This is a genomic window from Chelativorans composti (assembly GCF_039541695.1).
Classification (GTDB): Bacteria; Pseudomonadota; Alphaproteobacteria; order Rhizobiales; family Rhizobiaceae; genus Chelativorans; species Chelativorans composti.
In genome coordinates this window covers 57,024-72,207 of record NZ_BAABGS010000020.1, presented here as the reverse complement: position 1 = coordinate 72,207, position 15,184 = coordinate 57,024, and the positions used below count along the sequence as shown (strand labels likewise).

Sequence of the window (15,184 nt, the reverse complement as noted above, 5' to 3'; positions counted from 1 at the left end):
TGTCCTGTCACGTATACGGTTTTCGCACGCCGCCGGCCCCCGCTGGCGGCGTTTTCGTTCAGGGCTGCTTCCGTGTTGTTCCTCTCGGTTCGGGTGATGGTAAGAAATTGTTATCCTTAACCATGAATTAACGCAGATCGCGGAGAGTGCAGGGGTTGGCGGACGAGGGTTGGTAAGCGTCCGCGCCTTGGAGTCTGCGGATGCGTTGTCGTCGTATGTCTGGTTTGATTGCCGCAGTGGCAGGTGTGGTGTTCTGGTCGCAAGCCCATGCGGCCGATGAAGACTTTGATCTGTCCCTGGACACTGTCCCGCAGCTTGATCCGGTCGAAATTGCCACCGGCTGGTACGTCCGTGGCGATATTGGCTACGGCGCCGACATGGGAATCGGGGGCTATGCCTATCGGACCTTCGACGGCGGCCGGTATGCCACCCATGGCGGCTCGGCGAACCTGTCCGGCCGCGTGAACGTCGGGCTCGGCCTGGGTTATGCCTTCACGGACATGTTACGTGCTGACGTGACGGTGAGCCGGATCGCTGCTGCCTTCGAGGGCAGGGGAGACTGTGATTCGTCATTCCCAGGGGATTGTGTGCGCCAGGTTACGGCTGACCTGACCGGCTACTCCGCCCTCGCCAATGGTTACGTCGACCTTGGCACGATTATGGGTTTCACCCCGTATGTCGGTGCGGGCGCGGGCTACACCCACGCGACATGGGATGGTGTGAAGAGCCGCAACCTGTGCGGCGACACCGGCTGCGCCGGCAGCTCGGCCGAATCGCATGCAGGATCCTCCGGCTGGCGCTTCACCTACGCGCTCATGGCAGGCGTCGCATATGACCTCCGGAAGGACCTGAAGCTGGACATTGGCTATCGCTACCTGCACGTCGACGGTGGCAGGATGTACGGCTGGGATGCGACAAATTCGTCCGCCGGGGCATGGGGCGTTCAGGGTCGTTACGACGACCTGGAGGCCCACGAAATCCGCGTCGGCCTGCGGTTTTTCTTCTGATAACAAGTGAAGCTTCCGGTGCCTGCTAACGGTCGGTTGTGTCGTTTAACAGGTTTATCACGAAACTTTGTTGTTGCGTCGGGGGCAAGCATCCGATATTGGCAGCGGCGGGCCACTCCTCCCCAACGAGGAGCGTGCTATCTGGAAGGATAGGTTCAACATGACTACGCTCGCTGCGCCGGCCGTGCGTCCGGCAAATCCCCATTTTTCCTCTGGTCCCTGCTCCAAGCGCCCTGGTTGGACGCTCGATGCGCTGAAAGACGCGGCCGTTGGCCGTTCGCATCGCGCCAAGATCGGCAAGGAAAAGCTTGCCCGCGCCATTGAACTCACGCGTGAAGTTCTTCAGGTTCCTGCAGATTACCGCATCGGTATTGTTCCCGCGTCCGACACGGGCGCCGTCGAGATGGCGCTGTGGTCGCTCCTGGGTGAGCGCGGCGTCGACATGCTCGCCTGGGAGTCCTTCGGCTCCGGCTGGGTCACCGATGTCGTGAAGCAGCTCAAGCTGCCCGATGTCCGTCGCTTCGAGGCCGATTACGGCAAGCTCCCCGACCTCTCTCAGGTCGATTTCGACCGCGACGTCGTCTTCACCTGGAACGGCACCACCTCGGGCGTGCGCGTTCCCAATGCTGATTTCATCCCGGCTGACCGCAAGGGTCTGACGATCTGCGATGCCACTTCCGCGGCCTTTGCGCAGCGGCTCGACTTCTCCAAGCTCGACGTGGTGACCTTCTCGTGGCAGAAGGTGCTCGGCGGCGAGGGTGGCCATGGCATGCTGATCCTTTCCCCGCGCGCCGTCGCCCGACTCGAGTCCTACACGCCCGCCTGGCCCCTGCCGAAGATCTTCCGCCTCACCAAGGGCGGCAAGCTCATCGAGGGCATCTTCAAGGGCGAGACGATCAACACCCCGTCCATGCTCTGCGTCGAGGACTATCTCGACGCGCTGGAGTGGGCGAAGTCGATCGGCGGTCTGGACGCGCTGATCAAGCGCGCGGACGAGAACGCCGCCGTCATCGACGCCTTCGTCGAGGCTACGCCGTGGATTGCCCACCTGGCCGAGGATCCGGCGACCCGCTCCAATACGTCCGTGTGCCTGCGCATCGTTGATAAGGACGTTCTCAAGCTGGACGCCGATGGCCAGGCGGCTTTCGCCAAGGGCATCGTCTCCCGCCTCGAGAAGGAAAAGGTTGCCTACGACATCGGCGCATACCGCGACGCCCCGTCGGGCCTGCGCATCTGGACCGGCGCGACCGTCGAAAAGGCTGACCTCAAGGCCCTGATGCCTTGGATCGAGTGGGCATTCCAGCAGCAGAAGGCCTCGCTGCAGGCCGCCTGAGCGCCCGATTACACAAGGCTGCGCGCACTGGCGCAGCCTTCCGGACAAGCTGAAATCATTGTGCAACTGCATCGTGGCTTGACAGCACGATGCCCAGAAGGAGCCCCCACATGGCACCTCGCGTTCTCGTTTCCGACGCCTTGTCTCCCACCGCCGTCGAGATCTTCCGCAAGAACGGCATCGAAGTCGATTATGAGCCGAGCCTTGGCAAGGACAAGAAGAAGCTCCTGTCGGTCATCGGCCAGTATGACGGCCTCGCCATCCGCTCCGCAACCAAGGTGACGGAAAAGCTCATCCAGGCGGCGACCAACCTGAAGGTCGTCGGACGCGCCGGCATCGGCGTCGACAACGTTGATATCCCGGCCGCCTCCCGCCGCGGTATCATTGTCATGAACACGCCCTTCGGCAACTCGATCACCACGGCGGAGCACGCCATCGCGCTGCTCTTTGCGGTTGCCCGCCAGATTCCGGAAGCCAATGCCTCCACCCATGCCGGCAAGTGGGAGAAGAACCGCTTCATGGGCGTGGAGGTCACCGGCAAGACTCTCGGCATCATCGGCTGCGGCAACATCGGCTCGATCGTTGCCACCCGCGGCATCGGCCTGAAGATGAAGGTCGTCGCCTACGATCCGTTCCTCTCGGAGGAGCGCGCCGAGGAGCTGGGCGTGGAAAAGGTCGAGCTTGACGAGCTCCTGGCCCGTTCGGACTTCATCACACTGCACACGCCGCTGACGGACAAGACCCGCCACATCATCAACGCCCAGACCATCGCCAAGATGAAGGATGGCGTGCGCATCATCAACTGCGCCCGCGGCGAGCTGATCGTCGAGGCGGATCTGGTTGAGGCGCTGAAGTCCGGCAAGGTTGCCGGCGCCGGCATCGACGTGTTCGCCGAGGAGCCTGCCACCAACAGCGGCTTCTTTGGCCTGCCGAACGTGGTCTGCACCCCGCACCTCGGCGCGTCCACCACGGAAGCGCAGGAGAACGTCGCCCTGCAGATCGCCGAGCAGATGTCGGACTACCTGACCAAGGGCGCGGTGACCAACGCGATCAACATGCCGTCGATCACCGCCGAGGAGGCTCCGCGTCTGAAGCCTTTCGTCAAGCTGGCTGAGGTCCTGGGCGCCTTTGTCGGTCAGATCAACGACGAGCCGATCGAGGAGATCGAGATCCTGTTCGACGGCTCGACCGCGACCATGAACACCCGCGCGCTCGTGAGCGCCGCTCTCGCCGGCCTCATCCGCCCGCAGGTTTCGGACGTCAACATGGTGTCCGCTCCCGTCATGGTGAAGGAGCGCGGCATCATCGTGTCGGAGGTCAAGCGCGACAAGTCGGGCGTTTTCGACGGCTACATCAAGCTGACGGTGAAGACCAAGTCCAAGACCCGCTCGATCGCCGGCACCTGCTTCTCCGATGGCAAGCCGCGCTTCATCCAGATCAAGGGCATCAACCTGGACGCGGAAGTGGGTGAGCACATGCTCTACACCACCAACGCCGACACGCCCGGCATCATCGGCCTGCTCGGCACGATCTGCGCCAAGCACAACATCAACATTGCAAACTTCCAGCTTGGTCGTGACCGCCCGGGCGGCAACGCTATCGCCCTCCTGTACCTCGACGAGGCCGTTCCGCAGGCCTTCATCGACGAGGTTCTTGCGACGGGCAAGATCATTTCGGCCAAGCCGCTGCGCTTCGACGTCAGCGCCTGATCACGCTTCCCTGACCCAACCCCACGGGAATGGGAGAAATGCCGCGAAGGTTGGGCTTCGCGGCATTTCTTTTTGGGAAAGGTTCGGTTGAGAAGGTGGAGAAGGCGAAGCGGTGGCCAGCCCGATCAGGCTTGCCGGGCCGCTGCGCGCAACCCGCTCCATTCGGCCATGCCGATGCCGGTCAGGACGAGGACAAGCGCCAGAATGTGGTAACCCTGCAGGGCTTCTCCCAGGATGAGGACGGACAGCAACGTGCCGAAGACCGGGACCAGGTTGACGAACAGGCCGGCCCGGTTGCCGCCGATCAACTCGGTGCCGCGGATGAAGAACACCTGTGCCAGGCCCGACGGAAAGACGGCGGCGTAAAGCACGATGGTCCAGCCCGTTGCATCCGGCACGAAGAACTCGCCCTGCGCGTACTCCCACAGAAGGAACGGTGTCGCGGCGCAAAGTCCCGCGAAGGCAAAGACCACCGCCGTGCTGAGCCAGTGCATGCGCGGCTTGAGCCGCAGACACGCCGTGTAGGTGGCGTAGCAGAACAGTGCGATCACCATCATGGCGTCACCGATGTTGAGGTCGAGCTGTGCCAGGCGGGATAGGTCGCCATGCGTCGCCGTGAGACAAACGCCGATCAGGGAAATGGTGAAACCCACGATCTGCAGCCATGTGGCGGTGAGCCGGAACAGGAAATAGTTCAGCCCGATGATGAGCATGGGGATCGCCGCCTGCTCGATGGAGACGTTGACCGCTGAGGTATACTCGAGCGCCTTGTACATGATGGCGGCGAAGCCGGTGAACCCGACCGCGCCCAGGAACATGATGAGCGCCAGGTTCTTGCGTATGACCGGCCAGTCGCGTTTTACGTGAGGCAGTCCCACGGGCAGGATGAGGAGCAGCATGACGACCCAGCGCAGAAAGTTCAGCGCGAAGGGAGAGACGTGTCCTATGGCCATTTTGCCAGCGACTGCATTGCCGCCCCAGAACAGCGTGGTCAGGATAAGGAGTACATAGGCGGTCTTGTGCATGGAAACGAGCGCGTGTTGACTGGATGAAGGAAAGGATGCCCGGGGACCGTTTGGGCGTGGCGCCGACTTTATTACTCAAATACGGTTCAGGGCAACTTATTGAGAATTGTTCCCGTCATCTTCCTCTGTTATCGACAGCCCGCAGCGACAACTTGGTCAAGTTGGCTGCCAGAGTGAAAGAAGGGTCGCGTCATGACAATCTTGGCGCTATAGAACCCTTGGTTTCGATCAGGGGCTGGCGCGGGCTGGCTCGCGGAAGGAAGCAGGAATGGCAAACGTCGTAGTCGTCGGATCCCAGTGGGGCGATGAAGGTAAGGGCAAGATTGTTGACTGGCTCTCTGAGCGCGCGGACATTGTCGTGCGGTTTCAGGGCGGTCACAACGCGGGCCACACGCTCGTTATCGATGGAGTAAGCTACAAGCTTTCGCTGCTGCCTTCCGGGGTGGTGCGGCCTGGCAAGCTATCGATCATCGGCAACGGCGTGGTCTTCGATCCGCACGCGTTTGTCGCGGAAATCGCGCGTCTGGCCGAGCAGGGCGTCAGCGTCACGCCTGAAAACCTGAAAGTGGCCGAAAACACGCCGCTCATTCTGTCGCTGCACCGTGAGCTGGATGGTTTCCGTGAGGATGCCGCATCCGCTACCGGCACGAAGATTGGCACCACCCGCCGCGGCATTGGCCCGGCCTATGAAGACAAGGTGGGCCGCCGCGCCATCCGCGTCATGGACCTGGCCGATCCCGCCACGCTTCCGGCGAAGATCGACCGGCTGCTGACCCACCACAACGCACTGCGCCGTGGCCTTGGCCATCCGGAAGTGACCCATGAGACCATTCTGGAAGAACTCACCTCCGTTGCCGAAAAGGTTCTGCCCTTCGTTGACCGCGTCGGCGCAATCCTTGAGGAGGCCCGCCGTGCCGGCAAGCGCATCCTGTTCGAGGGTGCGCAGGGCACCATGCTCGACATCGACCATGGCACTTACCCGTTCGTGACCTCGTCCAATACCGTTGCGGGTCAGGCTGCTCCGGGTTCGGGCCTGGGACCGCACGCCATCGACTACGTGCTTGGCATCACCAAGGCCTACACGACCCGCGTGGGCGAGGGCCCGTTCCCGACGGAGCAGACCGGCGAGATCGGCGACTTCCTCGGTACCCGCGGCCATGAGTTCGGCACCGTCACCGGCCGCAAGCGCCGTTGCGGCTGGTTCGATGCGGTGCTCGTTCGCCAGGCGGTGATCGCCAACGGCATCAGCGGCATTGCTCTGACCAAGCTCGACGTTCTCGACGGACTGGACGAAATCAAGGTTTGTACCGGCTACCGTCTTGACGGAAAGGTGATCGACTATCTTCCGGCCAGCCAGGGCGTGCAGGCCCGTCTCGAGCCGATCTACGAAAGCTTCGAGGGCTGGAAGGAAACCACGAAAGGGGCGCGTAGCTGGAACGACCTGCCGGCGCAGGCTGTCAAATACGTGCGACATATCGAAGAGTTGATCGGTGCCCCGGTCGCGATTCTCTCGACAAGCCCCGAGCGCGAGGATGCAATTTTGGTGACGGATCCTTTCCGGGATTGACGGAGCATAGCATTCTCACGGATGGCGTGGCGGCTTTGCCGCGCCGTCTTGCTTTAGAGTCACCACAATTTCATGTATGAAGCGTTCGGGAGTGACTGGGTAGGAACGGAAAGACAGGCATGGCAGATTTTGCTGCGGTTCTGCGGAAGACCATAGCCGCGCTGAAGGAAAACACGCCGGAAGCGCGTGCGAAGATCTATCAGAAGGCTCGTTCCACCATCGACGCCAAGCTAAAGGCCATCAATCCTCCGCCGCCCGCGCATCTGATCGAAAAGCAGCTCCGGATGCTGGAGGACGCGATCACCGCCGTCGAGGCCGAGTTCGCTGTGCCTGTCATTGCCGACAAGCCGAAGGATGATCTGGACGACATCCTGAAGGAACTTGAAGCGCTGTCGAAGAGCCCGTCCACCGCCGCCTGGAAGCCTTCGCCTGCGATTGCGCCGACGCCTGTCGTTCCCCCGTATTCCGCCGCCGATGTTGCATCGGACCGGACCGTGGAACCGGAACCGGTTCAGGAGGCAGAGCCTGACACTTTCGCAAGTTCTGAGGACGAGTCATCGGCTCTTGCCGCACCGGCTGAGGAGGAGCCTGTTGCCGCGACCGATGAACCTGTTTCCACCGACTCCGATGAGGCGCCGGTTGCCGAGACTGAACAGGGCGGGCCTGACGCACCCCGGCAGGTGGAGGAAGCCTCCTCCCATGGGGCGGAAACGGACTGGCCCGAGGCTGCTGCGGAACCGGCTGTCGAAGCCGGGCCCTTCGACTATCCAGAACCGGCCGCGCCGGAAGCGGAGCATGATGCCCGGGCAGAGCCTGAAGCGAAGCGGGACGTCGACCCGAGCGGTGATCCGGATCACGCCGCTCCCGCAACCGAAGGCAGCCTTTCGACGGGCCCCGAACACGACCTGTTCGAGGAGCGTCCGGCGCTTCGTGAGCTGCGAGACCGACGTGAAGCGAAGCGATCGCTCAAGCGACCGCTCATCGCGGCCGGCATCCTGATCGCGCTTGCCGCGGCAGGTGCCGCGGGCTGGGTCTATCGCGACGATCTGGCGCAGCAGGTCGCCAGCCTGACCGGTGGCCTGTCCGGTGAAGAGGATGACACGCCGACGGATGTGGCGGAAGCGCCTGCCGAGGAGCCCGAAGAGAACACCTCCGGTGCCGGGCAGAACCAGACCGTGGCCGCCCAGCAGCCGGTTCGCAAGCTGACGCAGCGCCTGCTGCCGGATGGCACGGAGGTCGACGAGGGGCCGGCGGGCGGCTCGCCCAGCGTGGGCGAGGGGACGTCCATTGCGGCCTCCACCGAAACGGCGGCGACGCAGCCGGGTGCCTCGGACAACCAGCCCCGAGACGAGGCGGCGGTTGCGATCGGCCAGAAGGCGATCTTCTATGAGGAGCGCACGGTTCAGGAACAGGCCTCGGCCAGCGATGGCACGGTGGTCTGGAGCATCCAGGAAGAATCCCCGGGAACTGGTTTGCCACCGGAACCGGTGATCTATGCCGAAGCGACCATTCCCGCCAAGCGCCTGAGCCTCAAGATGTCCATCCGGCGCAACATCGACCAGTCGCTTCCGGCGAGCTATATCGCCGAGCTGATTTTCCTGACGCCAGATGACTTCCCCGGCGGGGCCGTTGGTAACGTGGCCAGCATCTCGCTCAAGCGCACGGAACAGGAGGCGGGTAACCGTCTTCTGGGTATTCCCGCCAAGATCGCGGATGGCTTCTTCCTCGTCGCGTTGAGCGACAACAAGGCGGACATGGAAGCGAACAATCTCCTGCTCGACCGCATGGAGTGGATCGACATTCCGATCGTCTACACGTCCGGCCGCCGGGCGCTGATCACCCTGGAGAAGGGCGCGCCGGGCGGTAAGATTTTCAGCGAGGCGTTGGCAGCCTGGAAACAGGCGACGAGCGGCTAGCCGCCACGCGCTGCCGCTCCTCCCTCATGCTGAGCTTGTCGGAGCCTCGAAGCATGAGGGGACAATGCCCGCCCGGCCCGCCTCATTCTTTGCCTGGCACGGTGTGAGGGGAGAGTCCCTGGACGGCCCTGAAATCCGGACAACGAAAAAGGCCGCGCGAGCGCGGCCTTTTCGATTCCTTGTTCCGCAGTCCGAACCCGCCTCACGCGGCAGGCAGGGCTTCCCGCTGTGCGGCCAGCTTTTCGGCCTGCTTCTTGGCGGAAGCCTTGATCGCCTCCTGAACTTTCTCGAAGGCTCGCACTTCGATCTGGCGGACGCGCTCGCGGCTGATATCGAATTCGCTCGACAGTTCCTCAAGCGTCATCGGCTCCTCCGAGAGCCGGCGCGCCTCGAAGATGCGGCGCTCGCGGTCATTGAGGACTTCCAGAGCCTCGTCCAGCATCTGCCGGCGCTGCTCCAGCTCGTCCTGCTCGATGAGCATCTCTTCCTGGTTCTCGTGTTCGTCGACGAGCCAGTCCTGCCACTCGCCGGAATCGCCCTCGCTCGCGCGGATGGGCGCGTTGAGCGAGGCGTCGCCGGAGAGGCGGCGGTTCATGGAAATGACCTCTTCCTCGCTCACATGCAGGCGGTCGGCGATTTCCTTGACCTGATCGGGCGTGAGGTCGCCTTCTCCCAGAGCCTGGATCTTGCTCTTGGTCTTCCGCAGATTGAAGAACAGGCGCTTCTGGTTGGCGGTGGTGCCCATCTTGACCAGGCTCCACGATCGCAGGATGTACTCCTGGATCGCCGCGCGGATCCACCACATCGCGTAGGTCGCCAGGCGGAAGCCCCGCTCAGGCTCGAACTTCTTCACGGCCTGCATCAGGCCGACGTTGCCTTCGGAAATGATTTCCCCGATAGGCAGTCCATAACCGCGATAGCCCATGGCGATCTTGGCTACGAGCCGCAGATGGCTGGTTACAAGCTTGTGGGCTGCTTCAGTGTCCCCGTGCTCGCGGTAACGCTTCGCGAGCATGTATTCTTCCTCAGGCTGAAGCATGGGAAAACGGCGGATTTCTTCGAGATAGCGAGCCAGTCCGCCTTCGCCTGAAACAATGCTCGGTAATGTCTGGGCCATCAAGCACCCTCCTTATACTTGTGCCCCCTGAAGTGGCGGGCAAACACGTGGCCGCACTTTGGGCGCTCCACGTTCCCCATATATAGGAAGATTGCGGCGAAAATAAAAGCGAGGCGAGCGGAATCGTCCGCGCGCATGCGGATTGGAATGGCTACAACAGGCAGATAGGGACTCAGAGCCGCGAAAACAAGTCCATGATGCGCGCCATGTCTTCCGGTGGCTCAGCCTCGAACTCCATCATCTCGCCGGTGACCGGATGGCGGAAGGCGAGGAGCCATGCATGCAGCGCCTGCCGGGAGAAGGCGGCAACCTCCGCGCGGAGCTCTTCCGGCAGCCGGTTCACCTTGGTCCGGAAACCCTTGCCGTAGGCCTGGTCGCCGATCACCGGATGTCCGATATGCGCCATGTGCACGCGGATCTGGTGCGTGCGGCCCGTCTCCAGTCGGCATTCGACAAGCGAGGCAATCGGCTCGTTCGGATCGCCGTACCGTTCCAGGACCGTATAGTGGGTTATCGCATGGCGCGCGTCGGGGCGGCCCGCCGGCACGACGGCGCGCAGCGTCCGATCCTGATTGGAGCGCCCGAGATAGGTCTCGATAACGCCGGAATTGCGGCTCGGCGCGCCCCACACCAGCGCCATGTAGGCCCGCTCCAGATCGCCGTCGCGCCCATGGTCGGCAAAGGCTTCCGCCAGCGCGCGGTGGGCCTGGTCAGTCTTGGCGGCCACCAGAACGCCGCTCGTGTCGCGGTCGAGCCGGTGCACGATTCCCGGCCGCCGCACACCGCCGATTCCGGACAGCGAATCGCCGCAATGGTGGATCAGCGCGTTGACCATGGTTCCCGTCCAGTTGCCTGGACCGGGATGGACCACGAGGCCCACCGGCTTGTTGATGACGATCAGGCTGTCATCCTCGTAGAGAATGTCGAGGGGGATATCCTCCGGCTGCGGCTCCGGCGGTTCCGGTTCGGGCATGACGATTCGGCAGACGTCGCCTTCCGAAACCTTCTGCTTGGGCTCCGTCACCAGCCTGTCGTTGAGTGTCACGGCACCTTCACGGACGAGAGCCTGGATTCGGTTGCGGGAGAGTTCGGGCGCGAGCGCGGAAGCAAGCCACTGGTCGAGCCGGCTGCCGTGCGCGGCCGCATCTGCCTGCAGCACTTTCCATTCAACCATCTCTTCGTTATCAGAGGCGTGCATCAGGAACCTTTCCGCGACAGGACAGCCATGACCGGGGATACCCCAGACCATCTCGAGGAAGAAGAAAAGACACTGGATCCGGCGGCGGAGAACGTGCGTCGCAAGCTGTTGCGATTCATGTTCATCAACCTCGGCATCCTTTTCTTTGCGCTTATGGCGGTCATGATCGCGCTTGTCTACAAGTCCTTCGGTCCCGCGCCTACGCCGAGGGCCGAGCAATCGCCCCCGTCCGCCGAATCGGTGTCCGGCAGCATCCTGCTCCCGCCGGGATCTGAAGTGGTGTCCCAGTCGCTGGATGGCAACCGCATTTCGCTTCATATCCGCCGCGCCGGCGGCGGTCAGTCGATCCTCCTCTACGACCTGAGCGAACGCCGCGTCATCGGCACGTTCGAGATCGGCTGGCAGGGCGAATAAGCGGTTTTCCGTTTCCGATCGTTCCGAGGCTGCGGCATTTTGGCCGCGGCTCGCGTGCATGTCGCGGATTTGCGGCGGTCATCCACAAATTTGTTTCCCGTTATTGCAGAATGACCAATTAGGGTGTTGCATTCCGCGCGATGGCCGTCTATATGGCCCCACATCGACAGGCGCTCCCATCGTCTAGCGGTCTAGGACGCCGCCCTCTCACGGCGGAAACAGGGGTTCGAGTCCCCTTGGGAGTACCATTCTACAGCAATTTTCCTCATCATCTTCCCCAGACTTTTCGTCGCGGTTTTCCAAGGCTGTTGGCAAGAGATCTTTGCTTTTCACCCGAGATCGCGCATCGCGTCTCGGGGAGCCTCCCCACTTCACCCATGTAGCCAGGTTTGGGTGGGAAACGTCCGAGGCTCCTGCATCATCCTGGTTCAGGATGAAGCTGCTCCCACGCGAATGTCTGAGGTCATCAAACTGTGACCGCTGCCTCGGTTGAATGCCCTCGACCTTCCTCTAAAGTGCTGCTGGCTGGCTCTTGGAGAACGCGTGCCGGGCAGGAAGCGCGGCGCGAACGGTCGGATGCCCGCTTCGGAAGCGGTGTCTCTCCGCCAGGGCAAGCCGGGCGGCTTGTTGTAGTGCGCTCTGATTTGGTTGTTTCATTCGTTCATTGCCAGAGAGAAACGATGCTTAGTCGATTTGTGCTGATATCTGCTGCGGCGCTTGCCGTTTCCGCCAACCTTGCCGTGGCTGCGGAAGGCGGGGAGGCGACAGCCAGCTTCGTCAATCTGAAGGGAGAGACCGTGGGAAAGGCCACGCTGGTTCCCGCCAGTGGTGGCGGCGTCCTGATTCGCATGGATGTTAGCGGTCTTCCGGCCGGCAAGGAGCTTGCCGTCCACATTCACCAGAAGGGCAGTTGCGATCCGCAAACCAAATTCATGTCAGCCGAGGGGCATTTCAACCCCGGGCAAATGGAGCATGGATTTGAAGCCGATAAGGGCCCGCACGGCGGCGATCTGCCGAACCAGTTCGTTGATGATCAGGGCAAGATGCGCGCGGAAATTCTCGCGCCGAGGGTCAGCCTGGATGGCAAGGAAAACGGCGTGAAAGGACGGGCGATCGTCATTCACGCCAAGAAGGACGATTACAAGAGCCAGCCCGCCGGCGATGCGGGCGACCGGATCGCCTGCGCGGTGATCAAGTGATCGCACTCGCAGCAATCTCGTCACACGGCGACGCGGGCAGGGAGGTTGCACGGGCGGGGAACCATTGCCCCACCCGGTGTCGCTCCTGCCCGTTCCGGCGGAAGGAGAACGATCCCGAGGGGGGGAAGACCCCGGACTTCCGGGAAGAACGCGATGGCTGGCTGCGAGCCTTCCCTGGGATTGGGCGCTAAGCGTAGGCCTTGGTTGGCTCGCCGTTCGGCGTGCGTGCGGCGCGCGCGCTGTCGGTCGGCTGAAGGCCGGGTCCGAATACCTCGTGATCCATGCTGTTCAGCGCTTCCATGGCGCAGCCCTGCTGGATGAGCGGGATTTCGTCGGGCCAGATCTCGAACGACAGGTCGCCGGCGTTCTGCCCCGCGGCCGTCTGAGCGAGTGCCGTCCGAATCTCCGGTTCCATGATCTCGAACGCCGCGGTGCCATGCCCGATCAGCGCCACCGGCGCAGGGTCGATGAGGGCAAACAGACTGCCGAGGCCATAGCCGATGGCCTGGCCCGCTTCGCGGAAAGCCTGCCGCACCGGCCCATCCTCTGCACGGGCTTGGGCGAGGAGGGCAGAGAGGTCGGTATCGTGGGTATTGGCGAGCGGTTCGCTCACGGTGTCCAGTCCCTCCGCGCGCCGCTGGATTGCGTAGGACCCGGCATAGGCTTCGATGCAGCCGCGCCGTCCGCAGCGGCAGAGTGATCCGTGCGGCCGATAGATCATGTGACCGAACTCGACGCCGGACGAACGGATTCCGGTGAATATCTGGCCGTTCAGCATCAGCCCCATGCCGATGCCGTGCGAGAGCAGGATGGCGAGGAAGTTCTGGCCATAGCGCTCCGGATTGATCCAGTGGAGTGCGGTCGCGATGAGGTTACAGTCGTTCTGGACACTGACCGGGATGCCGAACTGCTCCCGGAGCAGGGTTCCGAACGGGACGTGGTTGTGGGTGATGATCGGGGACCACAGGATTTCGTCGCCCTTGGCGTCCGTGACGCCCTGGACCGCGAAGACGATGCGCATGAACGGCTTGCCGCCGGCAGCTTCCTGCACGGTCTCGACCACGAGGTCGATCAACTGCTGCCGGTTCAGCGCCAGCGTGTTGATGACGTGCGTGCGCGTGGCGATCACGCCGCCGCAATAGTCGACGAGAACCGCCTCCAGCCGGTTGAAATGGAGGTGAAGGCACACGGCTCTCCCGGCATCGGGGTTGAGCGTCAGGGCGACCTGGGGCCGGCCCCTCCGCGAGACGGGCACCTGCGTTTCATGCACGCTCTCGCGCATGATGCCTTCCGCGATCAGGTCGGCAGCGATCGCCGAGATGGTAGAGTGGCTGAGACCGGTCAGGTGGGCAATCTGCGTGCGTGAGGGGTTCCCGGCGCGACGGACGGCTCCGATCACCAGCGATCGGTTCCGGCTTCGCATGACGTCGTGCCTAATTCCGCCTGCAAGCATGTCGGTGGGCGCCCCTTGGTAACAGTTGTCCAGAATCATTGTCTCCAATCGTCATGTTGACACCGAAGACGTCCTGAGTCATTTATTTTTTCGGACCTCGAAAAATATAGTTCTCATTTCGCTCGGGGAGGAGTGTATGAAAAAGTCCGTGACTGCTATTCTGGGGGGGATTGCCCTTTCTCTTTCAATGTCCACCGCTGTACTTGCCGAAGGCAAGGTGATCGGCGTTTCCTGGTCGAATTTCCAGGAAGAGCGCTGGAAGACTGACGAAGCGGCCATCAAGGCACAGATCGAGGCGGATGGAAACACGTACATTTCGGCGGATGCCCAGTCTTCTCCCGGTAAGCAGCTGACCGATGTGGAATCCCTGATTGCTCAGGGGGCCAATGCCCTGATCATCCTAGCTCAGGATGCCTCCGCGATCATTCCCGCGGTGGAGAAGGCGGCCGCCGAAGGCATTCCGGTGGTTGGTTATGACCGTCTGATCGAGCATCCCGACGCGTTTTACATCACTTTCGATAACAAGGAAGTGGGCCGTCTGCAGGCCCGCGCGGTGTTCGAGGTTCAGCCTGAGGGCAACTATGTCTTCATCAAGGGCTCTTCGGCGGATCCGAACGCGGACTTCCTGTTCGCCGGCCAGATGGAAGTGCTGAAGGAGGCGATTGACTCCGGCAAGATCAAGAATGTGGGCGAGGCCTACACGGACGGCTGGCTGCCGGCCAACGCCCAGCGCAACATGGAACAGTTCCTGACCGCCAACAACAACGAGGTTGACGCGGTCGTGGCTTCCAATGACGGCACTGCCGGTGGCGCCATCGCGGCTCTGGAAGCCCAGGGTCTCGCCGGTTCGGTACCGGTATCGGGGCAGGACGGCGACCATGCAGCGCTGAATCGCATTGCGCTCGGCACGCAGACCGTCTCCGTCTGGAAGGACGCCCGTGAGCTCGGCAAGGCTGCCGCAAAGATCGCCGGCGAGCTAGCCGAAGGCAAGAAGATGGAGGAGATCGAAGGCGTGGTGAAGTGGGCCGATGGCCCCAACGGCGTCGAGATGAACGCCATTTTCCTGTCGCCGATCCCGATCACCCGGGACAACCTCAATGTCGTGATCGATGCAGGCTGGGTCTCCAAGGACGTCGTCTGTCAGGGCGTGAAGGCCGGCACCGTGGAGGTTTGCGGCTAACCGCTTGAAGTGGGGGCATTGGGATGCCGCGGGAGGAGTTTCGCCCGCGGCTTCATCCGCATGAGC

Annotated in this window: 12 protein-coding genes and 1 tRNA gene; 9 read left to right on the top strand and 4 right to left on the bottom strand. The window is 62.7% G+C overall.

The features are described from left to right. Positions 1-215 precede the first annotated feature (215 nt). The 3 genes from ABD906_RS07770 (at position 216) to serA (ending at position 4,049) form a co-directional block, all read left to right on the top strand. The gene (locus ABD906_RS07770) at positions 216-1,007 is read left to right on the top strand and encodes an outer membrane protein (RefSeq protein ID WP_345098934.1); all 792 of its coding nucleotides are present in this window, start codon (positions 216-218) and stop codon (positions 1,005-1,007) included. 160 nt (positions 1,008-1,167) lie between these two features. Next, positions 1,168-2,340 carry a phosphoserine transaminase gene (locus ABD906_RS07765; RefSeq protein WP_345098933.1) on the top strand — a complete coding sequence of 391 codons (1,173 nt, stop codon included), beginning with the start codon at positions 1,168-1,170 and terminating at the stop codon, positions 2,338-2,340. 110 nt (positions 2,341-2,450) lie between these two features. Beyond that, complete coding sequence (serA, locus tag ABD906_RS07760) at positions 2,451-4,049, top strand: phosphoglycerate dehydrogenase (RefSeq protein WP_345098932.1); 1,599 nt, start codon at positions 2,451-2,453, stop codon at positions 4,047-4,049. Between the two features lie 125 nt (positions 4,050-4,174). Here serA and ABD906_RS07755 read toward each other — a convergent pair whose 3' ends face one another. Continuing rightward, positions 4,175-5,074 carry a DMT family transporter gene (locus ABD906_RS07755; RefSeq protein ID WP_345098931.1) on the bottom strand — a complete coding sequence of 300 codons (900 nt, stop codon included), beginning with the start codon at positions 5,072-5,074 and terminating at the stop codon, positions 4,175-4,177. A 268-nt stretch (positions 5,075-5,342) separates the two neighbouring features. On the opposite strand from ABD906_RS07755, the gene ABD906_RS07750 reads away from it, so the two are divergent. Together ABD906_RS07750 and ABD906_RS07745 are read left to right on the top strand one after the other, a co-directional pair. Further along, positions 5,343-6,641: an adenylosuccinate synthase gene (locus ABD906_RS07750; protein WP_345098930.1), complete on the top strand. Its 1,299-nt coding sequence runs from the start codon at positions 5,343-5,345 to the stop codon at positions 6,639-6,641. A 119-nt stretch (positions 6,642-6,760) separates the two neighbouring features. Further along, positions 6,761-8,557, top strand: a complete 1,797-nt coding sequence (locus ABD906_RS07745) for a hypothetical protein (RefSeq protein WP_345098929.1) — start codon at positions 6,761-6,763, stop codon at positions 8,555-8,557. A 202-nt stretch (positions 8,558-8,759) separates the two neighbouring features. Here ABD906_RS07745 and rpoH read toward each other — a convergent pair whose 3' ends face one another. Together rpoH and ABD906_RS07735 are read right to left on the bottom strand one after the other, a co-directional pair. Then, positions 8,760-9,674 (bottom strand): RNA polymerase sigma factor RpoH, encoded by a 915-nt coding sequence (rpoH, locus tag ABD906_RS07740; RefSeq protein ID WP_345098928.1) that lies wholly within the window; start codon positions 9,672-9,674, stop codon positions 8,760-8,762. 172 nt (positions 9,675-9,846) lie between these two features. Continuing rightward, positions 9,847-10,872 (bottom strand): RluA family pseudouridine synthase, encoded by a 1,026-nt coding sequence (locus ABD906_RS07735; protein WP_345098927.1) that lies wholly within the window; start codon positions 10,870-10,872, stop codon positions 9,847-9,849. Between the two features lie 27 nt (positions 10,873-10,899). On the opposite strand from ABD906_RS07735, the gene ABD906_RS07730 reads away from it, so the two are divergent. From ABD906_RS07730 to ABD906_RS07720, 3 genes are all read left to right on the top strand, one after another. Beyond that, the gene (locus tag ABD906_RS07730; RefSeq protein ID WP_345098926.1) at positions 10,900-11,286 is read left to right on the top strand and encodes a fimbrial protein; all 387 of its coding nucleotides are present in this window, start codon (positions 10,900-10,902) and stop codon (positions 11,284-11,286) included. A gap of 172 nt (positions 11,287-11,458) precedes the next feature. Continuing rightward, a tRNA-Glu gene (locus ABD906_RS07725) sits at positions 11,459-11,534 on the top strand. 432 nt (positions 11,535-11,966) lie between these two features. Continuing rightward, positions 11,967-12,485: a superoxide dismutase family protein gene (locus ABD906_RS07720; protein WP_378188447.1), complete on the top strand. Its 519-nt coding sequence runs from the start codon at positions 11,967-11,969 to the stop codon at positions 12,483-12,485. A gap of 187 nt (positions 12,486-12,672) precedes the next feature. Here ABD906_RS07720 and ABD906_RS07715 read toward each other — a convergent pair whose 3' ends face one another. After that, positions 12,673-13,908 (bottom strand): ROK family protein, encoded by a 1,236-nt coding sequence (locus tag ABD906_RS07715; protein ID WP_345098924.1) that lies wholly within the window; start codon positions 13,906-13,908, stop codon positions 12,673-12,675. 217 nt (positions 13,909-14,125) lie between these two features. Here ABD906_RS07715 and xylF point away from each other — a divergent pair, with 217 nt between their 5' ends. Continuing rightward, entirely contained in the window at positions 14,126-15,118 is a 993-nt protein-coding gene (xylF, locus tag ABD906_RS07710) for a D-xylose ABC transporter substrate-binding protein (protein WP_378188449.1), read from the top strand. Positions 15,119-15,184 lie beyond the last annotated feature (66 nt).

What these genes read in the sequence shown, in the direction of transcription:
- ABD906_RS07770 (WP_345098934.1), top strand. Translation starts at nt 216, where the DNA reads ATGTCTGGTTTGATTGCCGCAGTGGCAGGTGTGGTGTTCTGGTCGCAA.
- ABD906_RS07765 (WP_345098933.1), top strand. Translation starts at nt 1,168, where the DNA reads ATGACTACGCTCGCTGCGCCGGCCGTGCGTCCGGCAAATCCCCATTTT.
- serA (WP_345098932.1), top strand. Translation starts at nt 2,451, where the DNA reads ATGGCACCTCGCGTTCTCGTTTCCGACGCCTTGTCTCCCACCGCCGTC.
- ABD906_RS07755 (WP_345098931.1), bottom strand. Translation starts at nt 5,074, where the DNA reads ATGCACAAGACCGCCTATGTACTCCTTATCCTGACCACGCTGTTCTGG.
- ABD906_RS07750 (WP_345098930.1), top strand. Translation starts at nt 5,343, where the DNA reads ATGGCAAACGTCGTAGTCGTCGGATCCCAGTGGGGCGATGAAGGTAAG.
- ABD906_RS07745 (WP_345098929.1), top strand. Translation starts at nt 6,761, where the DNA reads ATGGCAGATTTTGCTGCGGTTCTGCGGAAGACCATAGCCGCGCTGAAG.
- rpoH (WP_345098928.1), bottom strand. Translation starts at nt 9,674, where the DNA reads ATGGCCCAGACATTACCGAGCATTGTTTCAGGCGAAGGCGGACTGGCT.
- ABD906_RS07735 (WP_345098927.1), bottom strand. Translation starts at nt 10,872, where the DNA reads ATGCACGCCTCTGATAACGAAGAGATGGTTGAATGGAAAGTGCTGCAG.
- ABD906_RS07730 (WP_345098926.1), top strand. Translation starts at nt 10,900, where the DNA reads ATGACCGGGGATACCCCAGACCATCTCGAGGAAGAAGAAAAGACACTG.
- ABD906_RS07720 (WP_378188447.1), top strand. Translation starts at nt 11,967, where the DNA reads ATGCTTAGTCGATTTGTGCTGATATCTGCTGCGGCGCTTGCCGTTTCC.
- ABD906_RS07715 (WP_345098924.1), bottom strand. Translation starts at nt 13,908, where the DNA reads ATGCGAAGCCGGAACCGATCGCTGGTGATCGGAGCCGTCCGTCGCGCC.
- xylF (WP_378188449.1), top strand. Translation starts at nt 14,126, where the DNA reads ATGTCCACCGCTGTACTTGCCGAAGGCAAGGTGATCGGCGTTTCCTGG.